Below are 15,560 nucleotides of genomic sequence, written 5' to 3'. Positions count from 1 at the left end.
CGTAACAACAATATTTATCTTATTTCTTGAACTACGCCTGTATAATCCAAGTATAATTTTCTAAGTTTTTGTTTCGCACGCGTCAGATAAGTCCTTGACGTACTATCTGGTATATTAAGCATCTGGGCAATTTCATCATGTGAATACCCCTCAATTTCATAGAGATTAAAAATAGTTTTTTGAATTTCAGGGAGCTGATCGAGCAGACGCATAATCTCATTGACCTCCAGTCGACTGTCCAATTGTACTGCCGGTGTATGCATATCCCCTTCTCCCAAATCTTCAACCGAATAAAACTGCTTTTTACTTCGTAAAAAATCAATCGAAATATTGGCAGCAATTCGTCCTATCCATGCTCTAAACGATTTTTCGAGATTTTCATCTTCAATATCCCTATTAAATGATTCCAATTTTCGAAATACCCGAACAAAGCTTTCATTCACGAGCTCTTCCGCGTCCACATCCTGTTTTACATAACGAATAATAATAGCCATGAGATAACCATAATACTTCTTATAAACGAAAGCCTTGCCGTCCTCACGATCGCGCAAGCAACGCTCTAAGGCATCATGTAAAGATGATAGCTTCTTGTTATAAAAATATGACCGAATTATACCCACTTAAACCATTTAATTATTAAGTTTCAAACTTAGACAAATTGCCTTTCATATGCAATCAATAACACATGCCATGTAAACAATCTATCGAATTCTCCCCTTCATTATGAACGTTTTTTTCGAGGAGATAACGAAATTAAAATTATAAAACTCAAAATCAAATAGTCGAATGTCCCCTTGTAATAATATCACTATTTAACTATTTTTATCCCATATAACGGAATGCCATTTCCTTTCGCTACAGTGTTTTCAAAAAAAATCCATAAAAAGAATTGAAAAAAATGGCTATTTTTGCGTGATTTTCACATTTTAAATATTATTCATACCGAATGAGTACTGTATTATCCGAACAGGAACAACTTAGAAGACAAGCGATGCAATCGTTGTTGGATATGGGAATTGATCCATTTCCAGCAAACGAATTTGTCGTCAATGCACATGCTGCTGATATTTTAGAAAATTACGATAGAGATAAATTGAATTATAAGAACATTACCATTGCTGGACGTATCATGAGTCGTCGTGTGATGGGTAGTGCTTCGTTCTTTGAAATTCAAGACTCTACCGGACGTATTCAAGCTTATATTAAGCGTGACGATGTATGTCCTGATGAGAATAAAGACCTATACAATGTCGTTTTCAAAAAGCTATTGGATATCGGAGATATCGTTGGTATCAAAGGCTATGTCTTCACAACACAAACCGAGGCTATTGCAGTACACGTAGAAGAACTTACCGTTTTATCCAAATCGCTACGTCCCCTACCTGTCGTTAAATCTGCAGAAGGTAAAACTTTTGATGCCTTTACAGACCCAGAGCAACGCTATAGAATGCGTTACGTGGATTTGATCGTAAATCCAAGTAACAAAGACATATTTATCAAACGTACGAAGCTTTTCAATGCCATGCGCCAGTTCTTTAACGACGCGGGGTATATGGAAGTAGAAACACCTGTCCTACAATCCATTCCAGGCGGTGCTGCAGCACGTCCGTTTATTACACACCATAATGCTTTAGATATTCCATTATATCTTCGTATCGCCAACGAGCTTTATTTAAAAAGACTAATCGTTGGTGGATTTGATGGTGTATACGAATTTTCTAAGAACTTCCGTAATGAAGGAATGGATCGTACCCACAATCCAGAGTTCACCGCAATGGAAATTTATGTAGCCTATAAAGACTACAATTGGATGATGGACTTTACAGAACGTCTGTTAGAACATTGTGCCTTGGCTGTAAACGGTACGACTGAAGCTACCTTCGGGGAACATAAAATTGACTTCAAAGCACCATATAAACGGATATCGATGACAGATTCCATAAAGGAATTTACTGGATTTGATATTACTGGAAAATCTGAAGACGAAATCCGTATTGCCGCCAAAGGAATGGGCATTGATGTAAACGAAACCATGGGTAAAGGCAAATTGATCGATGAAATTTTCGGTGCAAAATGTGAAGGAAACTACATCCAACCAACATTCATTACAGATTATCCAAAAGAAATGTCTCCTTTAACGAAGAAGCACAGAGATAATCCTGATTTAACCGAGCGTTTTGAGCTGATGGTTTGTGGAAAAGAGATTGCCAATGCTTATTCAGAGCTTAATGATCCAATTGATCAACGCGAACGATTTGAAGATCAATTGCGCCTTTCTGAAAAAGGTGATGATGAAGCCATGTTTATTGATCAGGATTTCCTTCGTTCATTGGAATATGGAATGCCGCCGACCTCTGGACTTGGAATCGGTATGGACCGTTTAATCATGTTCTTGACCGATAATGCGTCAATCCAAGAAGTTCTTTTCTTCCCACAAATGAGACCTGAAAAAGTCGCCAAAGTAGCAGAAGTGAAAGATTATGAGGAACAAGGTATTCCTGCAGCTTGGGTTCCTGCCTTACAAAAAATGGGCTTTACAACCATTGAAGCTTTAAAAGAAGCGAATCCGAACAAGGTTTTTAATGACCTTGGTGGTATGCGTAAAAAACTGAAACTAGATATCAATATGCCAACGAAAGACGAAGTATTTGCTTGGTTCAATTAAATCGGTATCTATAATCGCTAAAAAAGCTGCCTCAATAAAATTTGAGGCAGCTTTTTTTGTTTAGAGCGATCTTGTAAAAATGTTTAAAATGGTCCAATGCGACCCACAAACCCCGAGATTCCTTTCTGTAGTATCTCCGATCCTATCAGATTTGTATAATCCGCTCATCAGCCTCTATATTAACAGGGAGATTACAGGGGGTTAACAGGGGTAAACCCTTGTTATACCCCTGCTACCCCCCTGTTAACCCCCTACAATAAGTATGGTAAATCCCCATCAATTCAGAAGCTGTTAAGAGGATAGCACGATGCTATGCAACGTAATGCAGCTAAAAAGATGCGCTATGCATTTAAGCACAGGATATATGACACAATTGTCACCAATATATGACTCCCGTCAATTGGAGACATTTATTATATTTACATATCGTTAACTAAGTCAGTTTTTAGCATATGAAGAATATTCTTGCGCTTGATGGTGGTGGTATCCGGGGTATCATTCCTGCAATGGTTCTTGTCGCTCTGGAAGAGAAGTTACAAAAGCAGACCATGGATCCCAATGCACGGATTGCTTCCTACTTTGACTTTATTGCAGGTACAAGCAGCGGCGGAATTCTGACTAGCATTCTTTTGTATCCGGAAGAAGGCAATCCCACCCATCCGAAATTTTCTGCGCGAGATGCCTTAAATCTATTTGTTAATCATGGCACTGAAATTTTCAACGCTTCCAAATGGCGGCGTTTTTTAGGTGGATTTGGTCTTGTCAGCGAGCTCTACTCGTCCAACACATTATCAGACGTTTTGGATGAGTATTTTCAAAATGCACGATTGAGCCATCTTATCAAACCCTGTATCATCACTGCGTATAACATTGAATTACGGAAGAATCATTTTTTTAGACAACAAAAGGCAATTACACACGGCGAAGCAAGGGATTTCTACCTTAAAGATGTTTGCAAGGCTACGTCCGCTGCACCCACATTTTTTCCTGTTGCAGAGATCTATTCGCTTTCAAAAACAAGATACCCTTTGATTGATGGCGGTGTGTTTGCTCAAAACCCCTCAATATGTGGTTTACTTGAAGTTTTAAAGGCTTTTAACAGCACGCAGATAAACGACATGTTTATGGTATCCTTAGGTACAGGAATGTCAAAAACAGCTTATAATTACGAACATTTTAAAAAGAAACTTGCTATACAAATCGGTCCCGCTTTAGTTGACATTATGACAAGTGCATCTTCTGAAAGTACCGAATTTTTTATTCGGCAACTATTTCAAAGTAACGGTAAGCAACAGAATTATCTCCGCATAGAACCAGCCAATCTATCGAGCATCAATGCATCATTAGATGCAGCCTCGCCCAATAATATACAGAAGTTGATCTCCTTATCCGATAAAATGATCAGTGAGCATGAGGATACATTGGATTATATCGTTGCGCATCTCATTAAAGAAAAGAGTCAAAATAAGAAGAAAAATCCATGGAGCCAGTTGATGGATAAGTTCTAAAAGATTACTTTTACGCATATTTTAAATCTATATGGCATTAAACTACGTTTGGGTTGCATTTTTCTTAATCACATTTGCCGTAGCCCTTGTAAAACTAATCTTTTTCGGAGATACGGAAATCTTTCAGCAAATTGTAAATTCAATCTTTGACAGTGCAAAAACAGGAGCAGAAATCTCTTTAGGACTGATCGGCATGATGAGTTTTGCACTTGGGATTATGAAAATTGGCGAAAAAGGCGGTATGATCAATATCTTCGCAAAAATCGTGGGCCCTTTTTTCCATAAACTATTCCCAGAGATACCCAAAAATCACCCTGCGCTTGGTTCTATTCTTATGAATTTCTCGGCTAATGCACTAGGATTAGATAATGCGGCAACGCCATTAGGGCTTAAAGCCATGAAAGAACTCCAGGAGCTCAATCCAAATAAGGAAACAGCTACCAATGCACAAATCATGTTTATTGTGCTCAATGCATCTAGCTTAACCCTCTTGCCCATTTCAATTATGGCTTATCGGAAAGAAGCTGGTGCACCAGATCCTTCAGATGTATTTCTGCCAATTCTGATCGCAACCTTCTTTTCCACATTGGTGGCATTGATTCTCGTTTCCATCTACCAAAAAATCAATTTATTTAACCGTGTAATTCTAGGATACCTGGGAGCAATGGGACTATTTATCGGTGGACTACTTTATTACTTTTCGGGACTGCAACAAACAGAAATTGAAATATTCAGCAAGGTATTCGGCAATCTTATTTTATTTAGCTTATTCACCTCTTTTATAGGTTTGGCTCTTTTCCGTAAAGTGAATGTATACGATTCATTTATAGAGGGTGCCAAAGAGGGCTTCGAAGTCTCTGTAAAAATAATACCCTATCTCGTCGCGATGCTTGTCGGTATCGCTGTATTTAGAGCATCAGGAACCATGGACTATATGGTCGCTGGAATTTCCAAAGCTATCGCATTATGTGGTCTAGATACATCGTTTGTAGACGCTTTACCTGTTGCCTTTATGAAGCCGCTCAGTGGATCCGGTGCACGTGGACTTATGGTCGATTTGATGAATGCCAAGGGGCCAATGGACTTCGCTGCCAGGGTTGCTTGTGTTATTCAGGGATCAACAGAAACTACTTTTTATGTCCTCGCGGTATATTTTGGTGCAGTGGGAATAAAGCGTACACGACATGCATTACCCTGCGCTCTGCTAGCTGAATTGGCTGGTGTGATAGCCGCAATTATTATATCCTATATATTTTTTAAATAGTATACAAAACGGATCTAGAAAGGTTCTGTTTTTAGATTTGAGCCGATTCTTTTACATATAATTATATACTGATGAAAAAAACAATTGCACTAATAGCCCACGACGGCAAAAAACCTGAAATGGTCGCATTTGTCAAAGACCACCAGGAATTATTGGAGCGCGCCAATATCATTGCCACAGGTACTACGGGCTCTTACGTCAGACAGACGGGCTTGCCTGTGGAATTGAAATTGAGTGGCCCCATGGGTGGTGATGCACAAATCGCAGCTTTGGCGGCCGAAAGAAAAGTTGATGGTATTATTTTCTTTCGCGATCCACTCGGAAAACACGCACATGAACCAGATATTCAAATGCTCATGCGTGTATGTGATCTTTATAATGTCCCTTTGGCAACAAACCCTGCAACAGGAAGCCTCATCATTGAAGGGCTATTAGAAAACGTGGAATCCTAATTTTAATCGCTTATGGACAATGAAGTAATCGTTTCAATAGGGAAAACACCCTATACAACTACAGTACAATACGGCAAACATCAAATAACGGTTGATGAACCCGAAGATGTAGGTGGTGAAGATCAGGGCATAAACCCTACTCCACTATTACTATCCTCTTTAGGGAGCTGCAAAGCCATTACAGTCAAAATGTATGCTGACCGCAAAAACTGGCCCCTGGAGGAGGTGCTGGTGCGTTTATCTTATGAGGTGCAAACAAGTGAACAGCAACAAACGACCTATATACAATGCTTTATTAGCTTTAAAGGAGATTTAGATGAGGTTCAAAAGCAGCGTTTGTTTAAAATAGCTGAAAAGTGTCCTGTTCATAAAATTTTATCAAATCCTATTGTAATAACTTCAAATCATTTATAATGTTTCTTGGGATAACGGATAACACTATTTATATTTGTCCGCGCAAAAAAGACCTTTAATAGTCGATAGAATCGAATAGTAAAGGTTTACTTGTCCTGCAATATAGATATTTGTAATAAAAATAAAGCAAACGATGCAATTGGATCCGCAAATAGCAATAGACTCGCCTTTTAGATCGATCAAACGGGAAGATTGGAAAAATTTAAACGGGAAGGTATTGCACAATTTCAGTGTCGAAGACCTGGAAAATCTACATGCACTGAATGAACCTTTGACAAATCAGGAAATAGAAGAAGTCTACTTTCCCTTAAGTCATCTACTTGAGATTCATATTGATCGTTTCCAGAGCCTTCACCAGCGTACAAACCGGTTCTTTGGCAAAGAAGAGAGCAAACTGCCTTATATCATTGGTATAGCTGGGTCGGTCGCCGTCGGAAAAAGTACTACGGCCCGGGTTTTGCAGCGTGTCCTAAGTTTGCTTCCGTCCAAGCCGAAGGTCGATTTGGTGACCACAGACGGTTTTCTATACCCCAACCAACAACTTATCGAACGTGGTATTCTAAACCGAAAAGGCTTTCCTGAAAGCTATGATGCCAAAAGATTGATTCATTTCCTTTCAGCAGTGAAATCAGGGGCTCCAAAAATTGCGGTACCAGTATACAGCCACTTGGTCTATGACGTCTTACCGGACGAACAGCAGCAAGTGATTGAACAACCCGACATCCTAATTGTAGAAGGGATAAATGTATTACAAGTCAATTCCCAACGACCACGAAAGGGACATAGCGTATTCGTTTCCGACTTTTTTGATTATTCAATCTATGTACATGCCAGCGAGAAAAATCTTATTGAATGGTATACCAATCGATTTGAATCACTGCGTGCTACGGCATTTCAAAATCCGGCTTCATTTTTCCATAAATATGCAAATATGACAGCTGATGAAAGCCATGCCATGGCTGTAAATATCTGGAACGAAATTAATAAGCCCAATCTACTTAAAAACATTTTGCCGACTAGATATCGCGCGGATCTCATTTTAGAAAAAGGAAGCCACCACTTTGTTAAAAATGTCAAAGTAAGAAAGATTTAACCCTGCATTCTTGTGAACTGGAGGATTTCATTTAATATGTTGCTCTGGACCTGTTGATGTATTTTGTTGCTGGACGAGATTGTACTAACCTCAACTTTATACTTGATATAGTCTTTAGTCATATCGGCGACCTTGATTGTAAAGCCCTGGGAATGATCTAAATTTGGGTTTTTCTGAAATAATGGACTTAAATACTGTTCCAATTCCGCCACTGCAAATGAGCGATCAATCGGTAATTCAAACTTTACAACAATTTTATTTGACTTTTGAGAAGTCTTATTGACCAACGTCGCTGTAAACACCAAATTATTGGGAATCATCACAGCATCATCATCTTCATCGCGCACAACCAGATTGGCCAATGTGATATCAACAATTTTCCCCTGATATTCACCTATTTTTATGCGATCTCCTACGGAAAATTGATCCGAAAACATAATAATCAAACCGGATATCATATTCGTGATATATTCTCTAAAAATTACCGCAATCGCCATTGCGACAATTGTCATGCTGGTGATAAAATCTTTTGGATTAATACCAACCGCTATCATTAGGCTGACTATAATAAAAAAAACATTACCTACTGTAGCTACACGTGTAATTCCGAGCACAAAATTACCCCGGACAACCTGCTGTTCATTTCGACTGTTGTATAGTTTTACAAGGATAAAATGACCGATTGAGATCAGGACACTAGCTGTTAGAAAAGTATTTAAGCCGTAAGCCATATTCCGGATGACCTCCCGCTGCATATAAAAGGTTTCAAATTGAACAAATGATGCCGTTAACGCAATCAGCAGTATAATTCGTACAATAAAAGATATTGAAATTGGTTTTGTCATTTTTTACACAAGCTTAAGTTGTCAGTCTAGTCAAATTTTAATGTTCTCCCATTCGCTATGCACGATAGTTCATGTAAAACGGCCACAAACAGGCTTGCTAAACTAAACAATTTTACTTTACGTAAAAAGCATTATCAGGAAATAGCTATCTTTGCCTAAAGACATTACATGCTATTAAATGAAGGAATCGAACGTGCAAACTGAACTTAACGTAAGCGGAATGCATTGTGCAAATTGTGCTATTTCAATCCACAAATACCTAGAAAACAACGGCGCTAAGGATATCTACGTCGATTTCGCCTCAGATGAAGTGAAATTTTCGGAGATCCCCCTGGGACAAATACCTGTGCTGGTCAAAGGTATCGAGTCTTTGGGTTACAAAGTTATTTCGGATAAGGATAAGAAGCCTAGCTTTTGGAAATCTATTGATTTTAAGTTCCTTTGCTGCCTCATCTTCACCATACCCCTATGGAGCCACATGTTTACAGACTTACCCATTCTGCATGATCCTTATATCCAACTTGCGCTATGTGTCCCAGTTTATATCATTGGTTTTTCCTATTTTGGAATCAGCGCATTCCGTTCCATTTGGAACAAAATGCCCAATATGGATGTACTCATCTTTGTTGGATCTACAGCTGCTTTTAGCTATAGCCTCATTGGAACATATTATAATCTAGGGCATGATTACCAGTTCTACGAAACATGCGCAACAATTATAACATTGGTATTTTTGGGGAATGTCCTCGAAAAAAAAGCCGTTACCAAAACCACATCAGCAATCAAAGAATTGGTTAAATATCAGGATATACCTGCTATTAAAATTGAAGACGACCAAGAAGTAGAGATATTAGCCCGAGATATTAAATCAGGTGATATTTTAAAGGTAAATTCCGGAAATCAGATACCTGTTGATGGCGATATTTTGGAAGGACAGGCTTGGGTGGACGAATCTATGCTAACCGGAGAAAGTCTACCTATTGAAAAACTCAAATATGATGCTGTCATTGGTGGTACCTTACTAACTGAAGGAAATATCAGAATCGTGGCGACCAAAGTTGGGTCTAAAAGTGTACTGTATCAAATTATTCAATTAATTAAAGATGCGCAAAGTAAAAAGCCACCTATTCAAAAATTCGGTGATAAAGTAGCCGCTTATTTCGTCCCAATCGTCGTTACGATATCATTTTTCACTTTTTTTATTACTTACTTTATTGCACAATTACCGCTCCAACAATCCCTCATGAATGCGATAGCTACACTTGTTGTATCTTGCCCATGCGCCATGGGGCTAGCAACACCTACAGCTGTCATGGTTGGTCTGGGAAGAGCCGCAAAAAAAGGAATACTGATTAAAGGCGGAAGCACCATTGAGGAGATGTCCGATCTCAAACAGATGGTATTTGACAAAACGGGCACCTTAACAACTGGCGATTTTAATATCAAAGCAATTCAGACCTTTGGCATTGAACAATCGCAAGTCGAATCGATCATAGCACAATTGGAGAGTTATTCGAGTCATCCGATTGCCAAGTCGATCCGAAAACAACTCAAGGAGATAAAATCTTACCGCATTATCTTTAAGGAAGTCAATGAAATAAAAGGGAAAGGGATATTTGCTACAGACACAAATGGTAATAACTATTCCATTTGCAATGCAAAACTTGGTGAAAAGGATTACTCCAATCGCTATGATCTTGCCTTAACAATCAATGGCGTTGTAATTGCTGGCATTGTATTGGAAGATCAGATTAAGCCCTACGCAAAGGAACTCATCCAATACCTCAAAGATAAAGGGATACGCCCTATTCTTTTGAGTGGGGATCGACAAAGTAAATGTGAACGCACAGCGCAAAAGCTTGGTATTGCTGATGTATACTGGGATAAGTCGCCAGAAGAAAAACTAGAAATATTGTTCAAGCTCAAAAAGAATGGCCCTACTGCAATGGTTGGTGACGGTATCAATGACGCTCCGGCATTAGCTGCTGCAGATGTTGGCATCTCGCTCGGTGATTCGACACATATTGCTATTCAATCGGCAAAGGTGGTTTTATTAAACAATGATCTCAAATCCATTGAAAAGCTGCTAAAGATTGGTCACCATACCCTATTGACAATAAAACAAAATCTATTTTGGGCCTTCGCGTACAATATTGTGGCCATACCGCTTGCCGCTGTGGGCTTTCTCGGACCTATGCTTGCAGCCTTAAGCATGGCCTTTTCAGACTTAATTGTCATAGGCAATTCGATTCGGCTCCGCTTTAAAAAAATCAAATAAAAACGATACCCCATAAGTACCAAGACAATCCATAAAAGATTGTCTTTTTTGTGTATATTAGGGCTTAAATCATTCGCTTTTGAGGTTAAATTTTTGTAACTTCGCATGCGTAGCAAGCCAGTTTACAGGGCCTGCTTACTAGTTTTATTGAAACCAAATTCATATGGCTGAAGAAACAGAAAACGACAACAATCTTGTTCCGGCAAACGACCGGATTATCCCAATCAACATCGAGGATCAGATGAAGTCTGCCTACATTGACTATTCCATGTCTGTCATTGTATCAAGAGCACTTCCTGATGCCCGTGATGGCATGAAACCAGTACACAGACGTGTTCTTTATGGCATGCTGGACTTAGGGGTTACCAGTGGCAAGCCTTACAAAAAGTCTGCCCGTATCGTCGGTGACGTATTAGGTAAGTATCACCCACATGGTGATTCGTCCGTTTATGACACCATGGTTCGTATGGCTCAAGATTGGAGTTTACGCTACCCTTTGGTAGATGGTCAAGGTAACTACGGTTCCATTGATGGCGATCCACCTGCGGCGATGCGTTACACTGAGGCAAGATTAAAGAAAATTGCCGAGGAAATGCTATCCGATATCAACAAAGATACTGTTGATTTCCAAAATAACTTTGACGATTCCTTACAAGAACCAACAGTCCTTCCTACGCGCATTCCAAACCTCCTGGTAAATGGAGCTTCGGGTATTGCTGTAGGTATGGCTACAAATATGGCTCCGCATAACCTATCTGAGGTTATCGATGGTACAATTGCTTTTATTGATAATCGTGATATTGAGGTTCCAGAATTGATGCAGCACATCAAAGGCCCAGACTTCCCTACAGGTGCATTGATCTACGGCTATGCCGGGGTTCAAGATGCTTGTAATACGGGACGTGGCCGTATTGTCATGCGTGCAAAAGCTGAAATAGAAGCAACCAAGTCTGGAAGAGAGCAGATTATTGTTACCGAAATTCCCTATCAGGTGAACAAGGCGAATATGATCGAGCGTACAGCCGAACTGGTTAATGAGAAGAAACTAGAAGGTATCTCTGCCATCCGTGATGAATCTGACCGTACGGGTATGCGTATTGTGTACGACATCAAACGTGATGCAAATGCAAATGTTGTTTTAAACAATTTGTTTAAATATACAGCGCTACAAACTTCATTTTCAGTAAACAACATTGCTCTAGTTAAAGGAAGACCAATGCTGTTGAATCTGAAAGATATGATTCATGAGTTTGTGGAGCATAGACATGATGTAATCGTTAGACGTACACGCTATGAACTGGCAGAAGCTGAAAAACGTGCTCATATTCTAGAAGGGTATTTAATTGCCTTAGATCATTTGGATGAAGTCATCAAATTGATCCGTAACTCGGATACACCAGAAGATGCACGCGTTGGATTAATGGAAAAATTTGGCCTGTCCGACCTTCAGGCTCGCGCGATCCTCGATATGACATTACGTCGTCTAACAGGACTGGAACGTGATAAAATCAAAGAGGAATATGCTGAATTGATGAAAACAATTGACTATTTGAAATCGATATTGGAAGACGAAGAGCTTCGTATGAAAATTATCAAAGACGAGTTAATTGAAATCAAGGAAAAATACGGTGACGAACGTCGATCTCAGATTGTACACTCTGCTGAAGATATGCGTATGGAAGATTTTATTGATGATGAAGAAATCGTTATCACAATCTCCCACAATAGTTACGTAAAACGTACACCATTATCCGAATACAAACGCCAAGGCCGCGGTGGTCGTGGATCAATTGGCACAAACACACGCGAAGAAGATTTTACCGAGCATATCATCACGGCCTCAGCACATAATTATATGCTGCTATTTACAGAGGCAGGTCGCTGTTTCTGGTTGCGTGCATTTGAGATTCCTGAAGGAAGCCGTACTTCTAGAGGTCGTGCCCTTCAAAATATCATCAATGTTCCAAAAGAAGAAAAAATCAAGGCCTTCATCCTGGTGAAGAACTTGAAAGACCAAGAATATTTGGAAAACAACTTCATTATTATGTGTACCAAAAAAGGTACGATTAAGAAGACGTCTTTGGAAGCCTATTCTCGTCCAAGAGCAAACGGTATCAATGCCATCAATATTAATGAAGGCGATCAATTAATTGAAGCTTGTTTGACTACTGGAAGCAGTGAAATTGTCATGGCTCTCCGTTCTGGTCGAGCAATTCGTTTCAATGAATCTACAGTTCGTCCAATGGGCAGAACGGCAACAGGTGTACGTGGTATCACCTTGGGAGCTGAAAGTGATGAAGTGATTGGCATGATTAGTGTGAATGATTCGGAAACTACCGTGTTGGTCGTTTCTGAAAAAGGATACGGAAAACGGACAGATATCGAGGATTATCGCGTAACGAATCGTGGTGGTAAAGGTGTGAAAACAATCAACGTTACAGATAAAACAGGCGAACTCGTTGCGATAAAAGGCGTTACAGACAACGAAGATTTAATGATCATCAACAAGTCTGGTATTGTTATCCGTATTGCTGTGGAAGAATTAAGAGTAATGGGACGTGCAACACAAGGTGTAAGACTCATTAATTTAAAAGATAACGACGAGATCGCTTCTATTACGAAAGTCGATCGTGAAGAAGAATCTGAAGAAGAGTCTGAACTGACCGAAGAGTCAACGGAAAATGGCGATTCAACTTCTGAAGAAAACACGGACTCAAACGAAGAATAAATAGTCTAATGAAAAACTTACTGATATCATTGTTAATATCTGCAAGTAGTTTAACTGTTGTTGCCCAATCTAATCTGAAAGAGGGCAGCAACAGTTTTGCTTTATATACCAAAACTGGCGAATTTAAAAATCTTGAAAATGCGCGAAAGTTTGCAGACGCCGCCTTCCAATCGAAGAAAGATTCGGCTTCTGTCAACAATAACCTTTTAAGAGCATTGGTATATAGCTCCTTGGCAGTTGCAGATTCAACAAGGAAGCAGCCATATAAAATGGATCCTATCGACGTATCCATCAAATCACTTAAGCTTCTGGATCAAAAAAAAGCACGTCGAAACTTTCCTGCAGAGATGGACTATATTCGTCAAAATCTTGCTGGAGCCATCTCCTATCAGGGAGCTTTGGCTTTAAAAGATGGCAAGTTTGACAAAGCGTATAAAGCTTACCTTCGAATAGATTCACTTGGCTTCAAAAATAATGATCTCAAATATAATCTGGCCGTACTCTCCGGCAAGAATAAAGATTATATGAATTCGATCAAATATTATGACGAACTGATTAAAAGTGAACATCCAAAACCTAATTACTTTCTTGAATTGGCACAGATTTATTCGCTTGGAGGTACTAAACAGGATGTCTTGAACGTTCTTGAAAAAGGACATGCTATATTTCCTGAAAATAAACAGATACTTTTTAGATTAATTGATGTGTATTCAGCCAATAATTCTTATGACGCTATCTTAAATGTCATTGCTGATGCCATTCGTTTAGAACCTGAAAATGTCGAACTGAACTATATTGCGGGCTATTCTTATGAAAACGCCAATGATATAAAACGAGCGAAAGAGTATTATAATAATGTATTGCGGTTGGATCCGAATAATTATGAATCTAATCTTGCATTAGGGCTAATTAATCTGGAGACTTTATTGAAGGAACCTTCCAACCAAGATATACAAGAATTGACCATCGAGTATCTGTTGAAGGCAAATGAGATTAAGCCTTATGATGTCAATGCGCTTAAAGCTTTGGCTAAATATTATAAGCTTATTGATGACGCATCACAATTAGACAGAGTGAATTTATTATTGAATCAATTAACAGTTAAATAGATATGAATTTAAAATCTCTATTATTATTAGCAGCAATAGGTACTGTATCTACCTCAGTTTCTTTTGCGCAGACGGGTAATGTTAAAAAGGCGAAGTCAGCCCTAGCGAAATTCCAAGAATTGAAAGACGCTGGTACAGTTCAATTGGGTATATCCAATTTGAAATCGGCAAAAGAAGCTATTGACGCAGCTGTTGTCAATGACAAAACAAAAGATAATGCTGAGGCATGGACGGTATACGCATTGGTAAATGCAAACCTATCAACAATAGATAAGTCATCTGAATTAGCGAAATTGGCTGAGGACGGAATTGCTAGAGCAAAACAGCTCGATACAGACGGTGCAAATAAAGCGAATATTACTGTTGCAGAACAAATTCTGGGACAATATAATTTCAATTTGGGTGCAGAAGCCTATCAAGCACAAAAATATGCTGAGTCTTATAGCTCCTTTACAAAAGCATTGACATATCTTCCTGGAGATACATTAGTTACTTATTACAGTGGCGTTGCAGCACTATCAAACAAAGATTATAAGAATGCTGTGGAACGTTATAAAGAACTAATTCCAAGAAAAGATTTCTCTTCGCATAAAACGATTATGGTCGATTTACCTAAATTGTACCTCTCTATGCAAGATACGACTTCAGCACTTGAATATGCAAAAAAAGCAGCTGAAGCTTATCCAGATGACAATGCAGCAATGACTCAAAACATCGAATTGAATTTGATTACAGGTCACGAAAAAGAAACAATTGATGCCATTACAGCACAATTAGCAAAAGATCCAAACAATAAAAGCTTAAATTATTACTTAGGTATTGCCCAATCTTCAGCAAAAAATGAGGATGCAGCAGTTGCAGCATACAAAAAGGCTTTAGAAATCGACCCTAACTTTTTTGAGGCAAATACAAATTTGGCGATCACGTTGATGAACAAAACACGTGAAAAATTAAATGTTGTTAATAATAACAGAAAATTGACGCAGGCACAATATGATGCAGAATTAAATAAGATTAAAGCAGAATTAAAGCCAGTGCTTCCGTACTTGGAGAAAGCAGTTTCTTTGCAACCCAAAAATGTAGATGCTTTAACGAATTTAAAGAACTACTATATTTTTATGCAAGACGAAGCTAAAACTGCAGAAATCAATGCTAAAATCAAAGAAGTAGAATAAAAAAATAAACTTTCATAAAAAAGCCCGCA

General features: G+C 38.8%; 12 protein-coding genes. 10 read left to right on the top strand and 2 right to left on the bottom strand.

The window, feature by feature from the left end:
• Nucleotides 1–14: 14 nt before the first annotated feature.
• Nucleotides 15–620 (bottom strand): RNA polymerase sigma factor, encoded by a 606-nt coding sequence (locus tag B4N43_RS12700; RefSeq protein WP_075992756.1) that lies wholly within the window; start codon nucleotides 618–620, stop codon nucleotides 15–17.
• A 326-nt stretch (nucleotides 621–946) separates the two neighbouring features.
• On the opposite strand from B4N43_RS12700, the gene lysS reads away from it, so the two are divergent.
• The 6 genes from lysS (at nucleotide 947) to coaA (ending at nucleotide 7,396) form a co-directional block, all read left to right on the top strand.
• On the top strand, nucleotides 947–2,665 hold the full coding sequence (gene lysS, locus B4N43_RS12695) for a lysine--tRNA ligase (RefSeq protein WP_075992757.1): 1,719 nt from the start codon (nucleotides 947–949) through the stop codon (nucleotides 2,663–2,665).
• Between the two features lie 452 nt (nucleotides 2,666–3,117).
• The gene (locus B4N43_RS12690) at nucleotides 3,118–4,173 is read left to right on the top strand and encodes a patatin-like phospholipase family protein (RefSeq protein WP_075992758.1); all 1,056 of its coding nucleotides are present in this window, start codon (nucleotides 3,118–3,120) and stop codon (nucleotides 4,171–4,173) included.
• Nucleotides 4,174–4,204: 31 nt separating this feature from the next.
• Nucleotides 4,205–5,437 (top strand): nucleoside recognition domain-containing protein, encoded by a 1,233-nt coding sequence (locus B4N43_RS12685; RefSeq protein ID WP_075992759.1) that lies wholly within the window; start codon nucleotides 4,205–4,207, stop codon nucleotides 5,435–5,437.
• A gap of 71 nt (nucleotides 5,438–5,508) precedes the next feature.
• Entirely contained in the window at nucleotides 5,509–5,889 is a 381-nt protein-coding gene (locus B4N43_RS12680; protein ID WP_075992760.1) for a methylglyoxal synthase, read from the top strand.
• Between the two features lie 12 nt (nucleotides 5,890–5,901).
• Nucleotides 5,902–6,303, top strand: a complete 402-nt coding sequence (locus B4N43_RS12675; protein ID WP_088161689.1) for an OsmC family protein — start codon at nucleotides 5,902–5,904, stop codon at nucleotides 6,301–6,303.
• 133 nt (nucleotides 6,304–6,436) lie between these two features.
• On the top strand, nucleotides 6,437–7,396 hold the full coding sequence (coaA, locus tag B4N43_RS12670) for a type I pantothenate kinase (RefSeq protein WP_120334297.1): 960 nt from the start codon (nucleotides 6,437–6,439) through the stop codon (nucleotides 7,394–7,396).
• Here the strand turns inward: coaA and B4N43_RS12665 are convergent.
• Nucleotides 7,393–8,241 (bottom strand): mechanosensitive ion channel family protein, encoded by an 849-nt coding sequence (locus tag B4N43_RS12665; RefSeq protein ID WP_145326810.1) that lies wholly within the window; start codon nucleotides 8,239–8,241, stop codon nucleotides 7,393–7,395. The genes coaA and B4N43_RS12665 overlap by 4 nt on opposite strands.
• A gap of 178 nt (nucleotides 8,242–8,419) precedes the next feature.
• Between B4N43_RS12665 and B4N43_RS12660 the strand changes: the two genes are divergently transcribed.
• The 4 genes from B4N43_RS12660 to B4N43_RS12645 all read left to right on the top strand — a co-directional run bounded on the left by B4N43_RS12660 (nucleotide 8,420) and on the right by B4N43_RS12645 (nucleotide 15,531).
• Entirely contained in the window at nucleotides 8,420–10,519 is a 2,100-nt protein-coding gene (locus tag B4N43_RS12660) for a heavy metal translocating P-type ATPase (RefSeq protein ID WP_286735101.1), read from the top strand.
• Nucleotides 10,520–10,682: 163 nt separating this feature from the next.
• A complete protein-coding gene (gene gyrA / locus B4N43_RS12655) occupies nucleotides 10,683–13,247 on the top strand; it encodes a DNA gyrase subunit A (protein WP_120334294.1) in 2,565 nt (854 codons plus the stop codon).
• Between the two features lie 8 nt (nucleotides 13,248–13,255).
• Complete coding sequence (locus tag B4N43_RS12650) at nucleotides 13,256–14,356, top strand: tetratricopeptide repeat protein (protein ID WP_070568880.1); 1,101 nt, start codon at nucleotides 13,256–13,258, stop codon at nucleotides 14,354–14,356.
• Between the two features lie 2 nt (nucleotides 14,357–14,358).
• Entirely contained in the window at nucleotides 14,359–15,531 is a 1,173-nt protein-coding gene (locus B4N43_RS12645; RefSeq protein WP_075992766.1) for a tetratricopeptide repeat protein, read from the top strand.
• Nucleotides 15,532–15,560 lie beyond the last annotated feature (29 nt).

Source organism: Sphingobacterium sp. UBA1897 (assembly GCF_002337775.1).
Lineage (GTDB): Bacteria > Bacteroidota > Bacteroidia > Sphingobacteriales > Sphingobacteriaceae > Sphingobacterium > Sphingobacterium siyangense.
The sequence above is the reverse complement of the archived record's forward strand: the minus strand, read 5'-3'. Positions and strand labels throughout refer to the sequence as shown.

Bases quoted from the DNA above. Each gene is read 5' to 3' on its own strand.
- B4N43_RS12690 (WP_075992758.1), top strand. From the start codon at position 3,118: ATGAAGAATATTCTTGCGCTTGATGGTGGTGGTATCCGGGGTATCATT.
- lysS (WP_075992757.1), top strand. From the start codon at position 947: ATGAGTACTGTATTATCCGAACAGGAACAACTTAGAAGACAAGCGATG.
- B4N43_RS12660 (WP_286735101.1), top strand. From the start codon at position 8,420: ATGAAGGAATCGAACGTGCAAACTGAACTTAACGTAAGCGGAATGCAT.
- B4N43_RS12675 (WP_088161689.1), top strand. From the start codon at position 5,902: ATGGACAATGAAGTAATCGTTTCAATAGGGAAAACACCCTATACAACT.
- B4N43_RS12685 (WP_075992759.1), top strand. From the start codon at position 4,205: ATGGCATTAAACTACGTTTGGGTTGCATTTTTCTTAATCACATTTGCC.
- B4N43_RS12650 (WP_070568880.1), top strand. From the start codon at position 13,256: ATGAAAAACTTACTGATATCATTGTTAATATCTGCAAGTAGTTTAACT.
- gyrA (WP_120334294.1), top strand. From the start codon at position 10,683: ATGGCTGAAGAAACAGAAAACGACAACAATCTTGTTCCGGCAAACGAC.
- B4N43_RS12665 (WP_145326810.1), bottom strand. From the start codon at position 8,241: ATGACAAAACCAATTTCAATATCTTTTATTGTACGAATTATACTGCTG.
- coaA (WP_120334297.1), top strand. From the start codon at position 6,437: ATGCAATTGGATCCGCAAATAGCAATAGACTCGCCTTTTAGATCGATC.
- B4N43_RS12680 (WP_075992760.1), top strand. From the start codon at position 5,509: ATGAAAAAAACAATTGCACTAATAGCCCACGACGGCAAAAAACCTGAA.
- B4N43_RS12645 (WP_075992766.1), top strand. From the start codon at position 14,359: ATGAATTTAAAATCTCTATTATTATTAGCAGCAATAGGTACTGTATCT.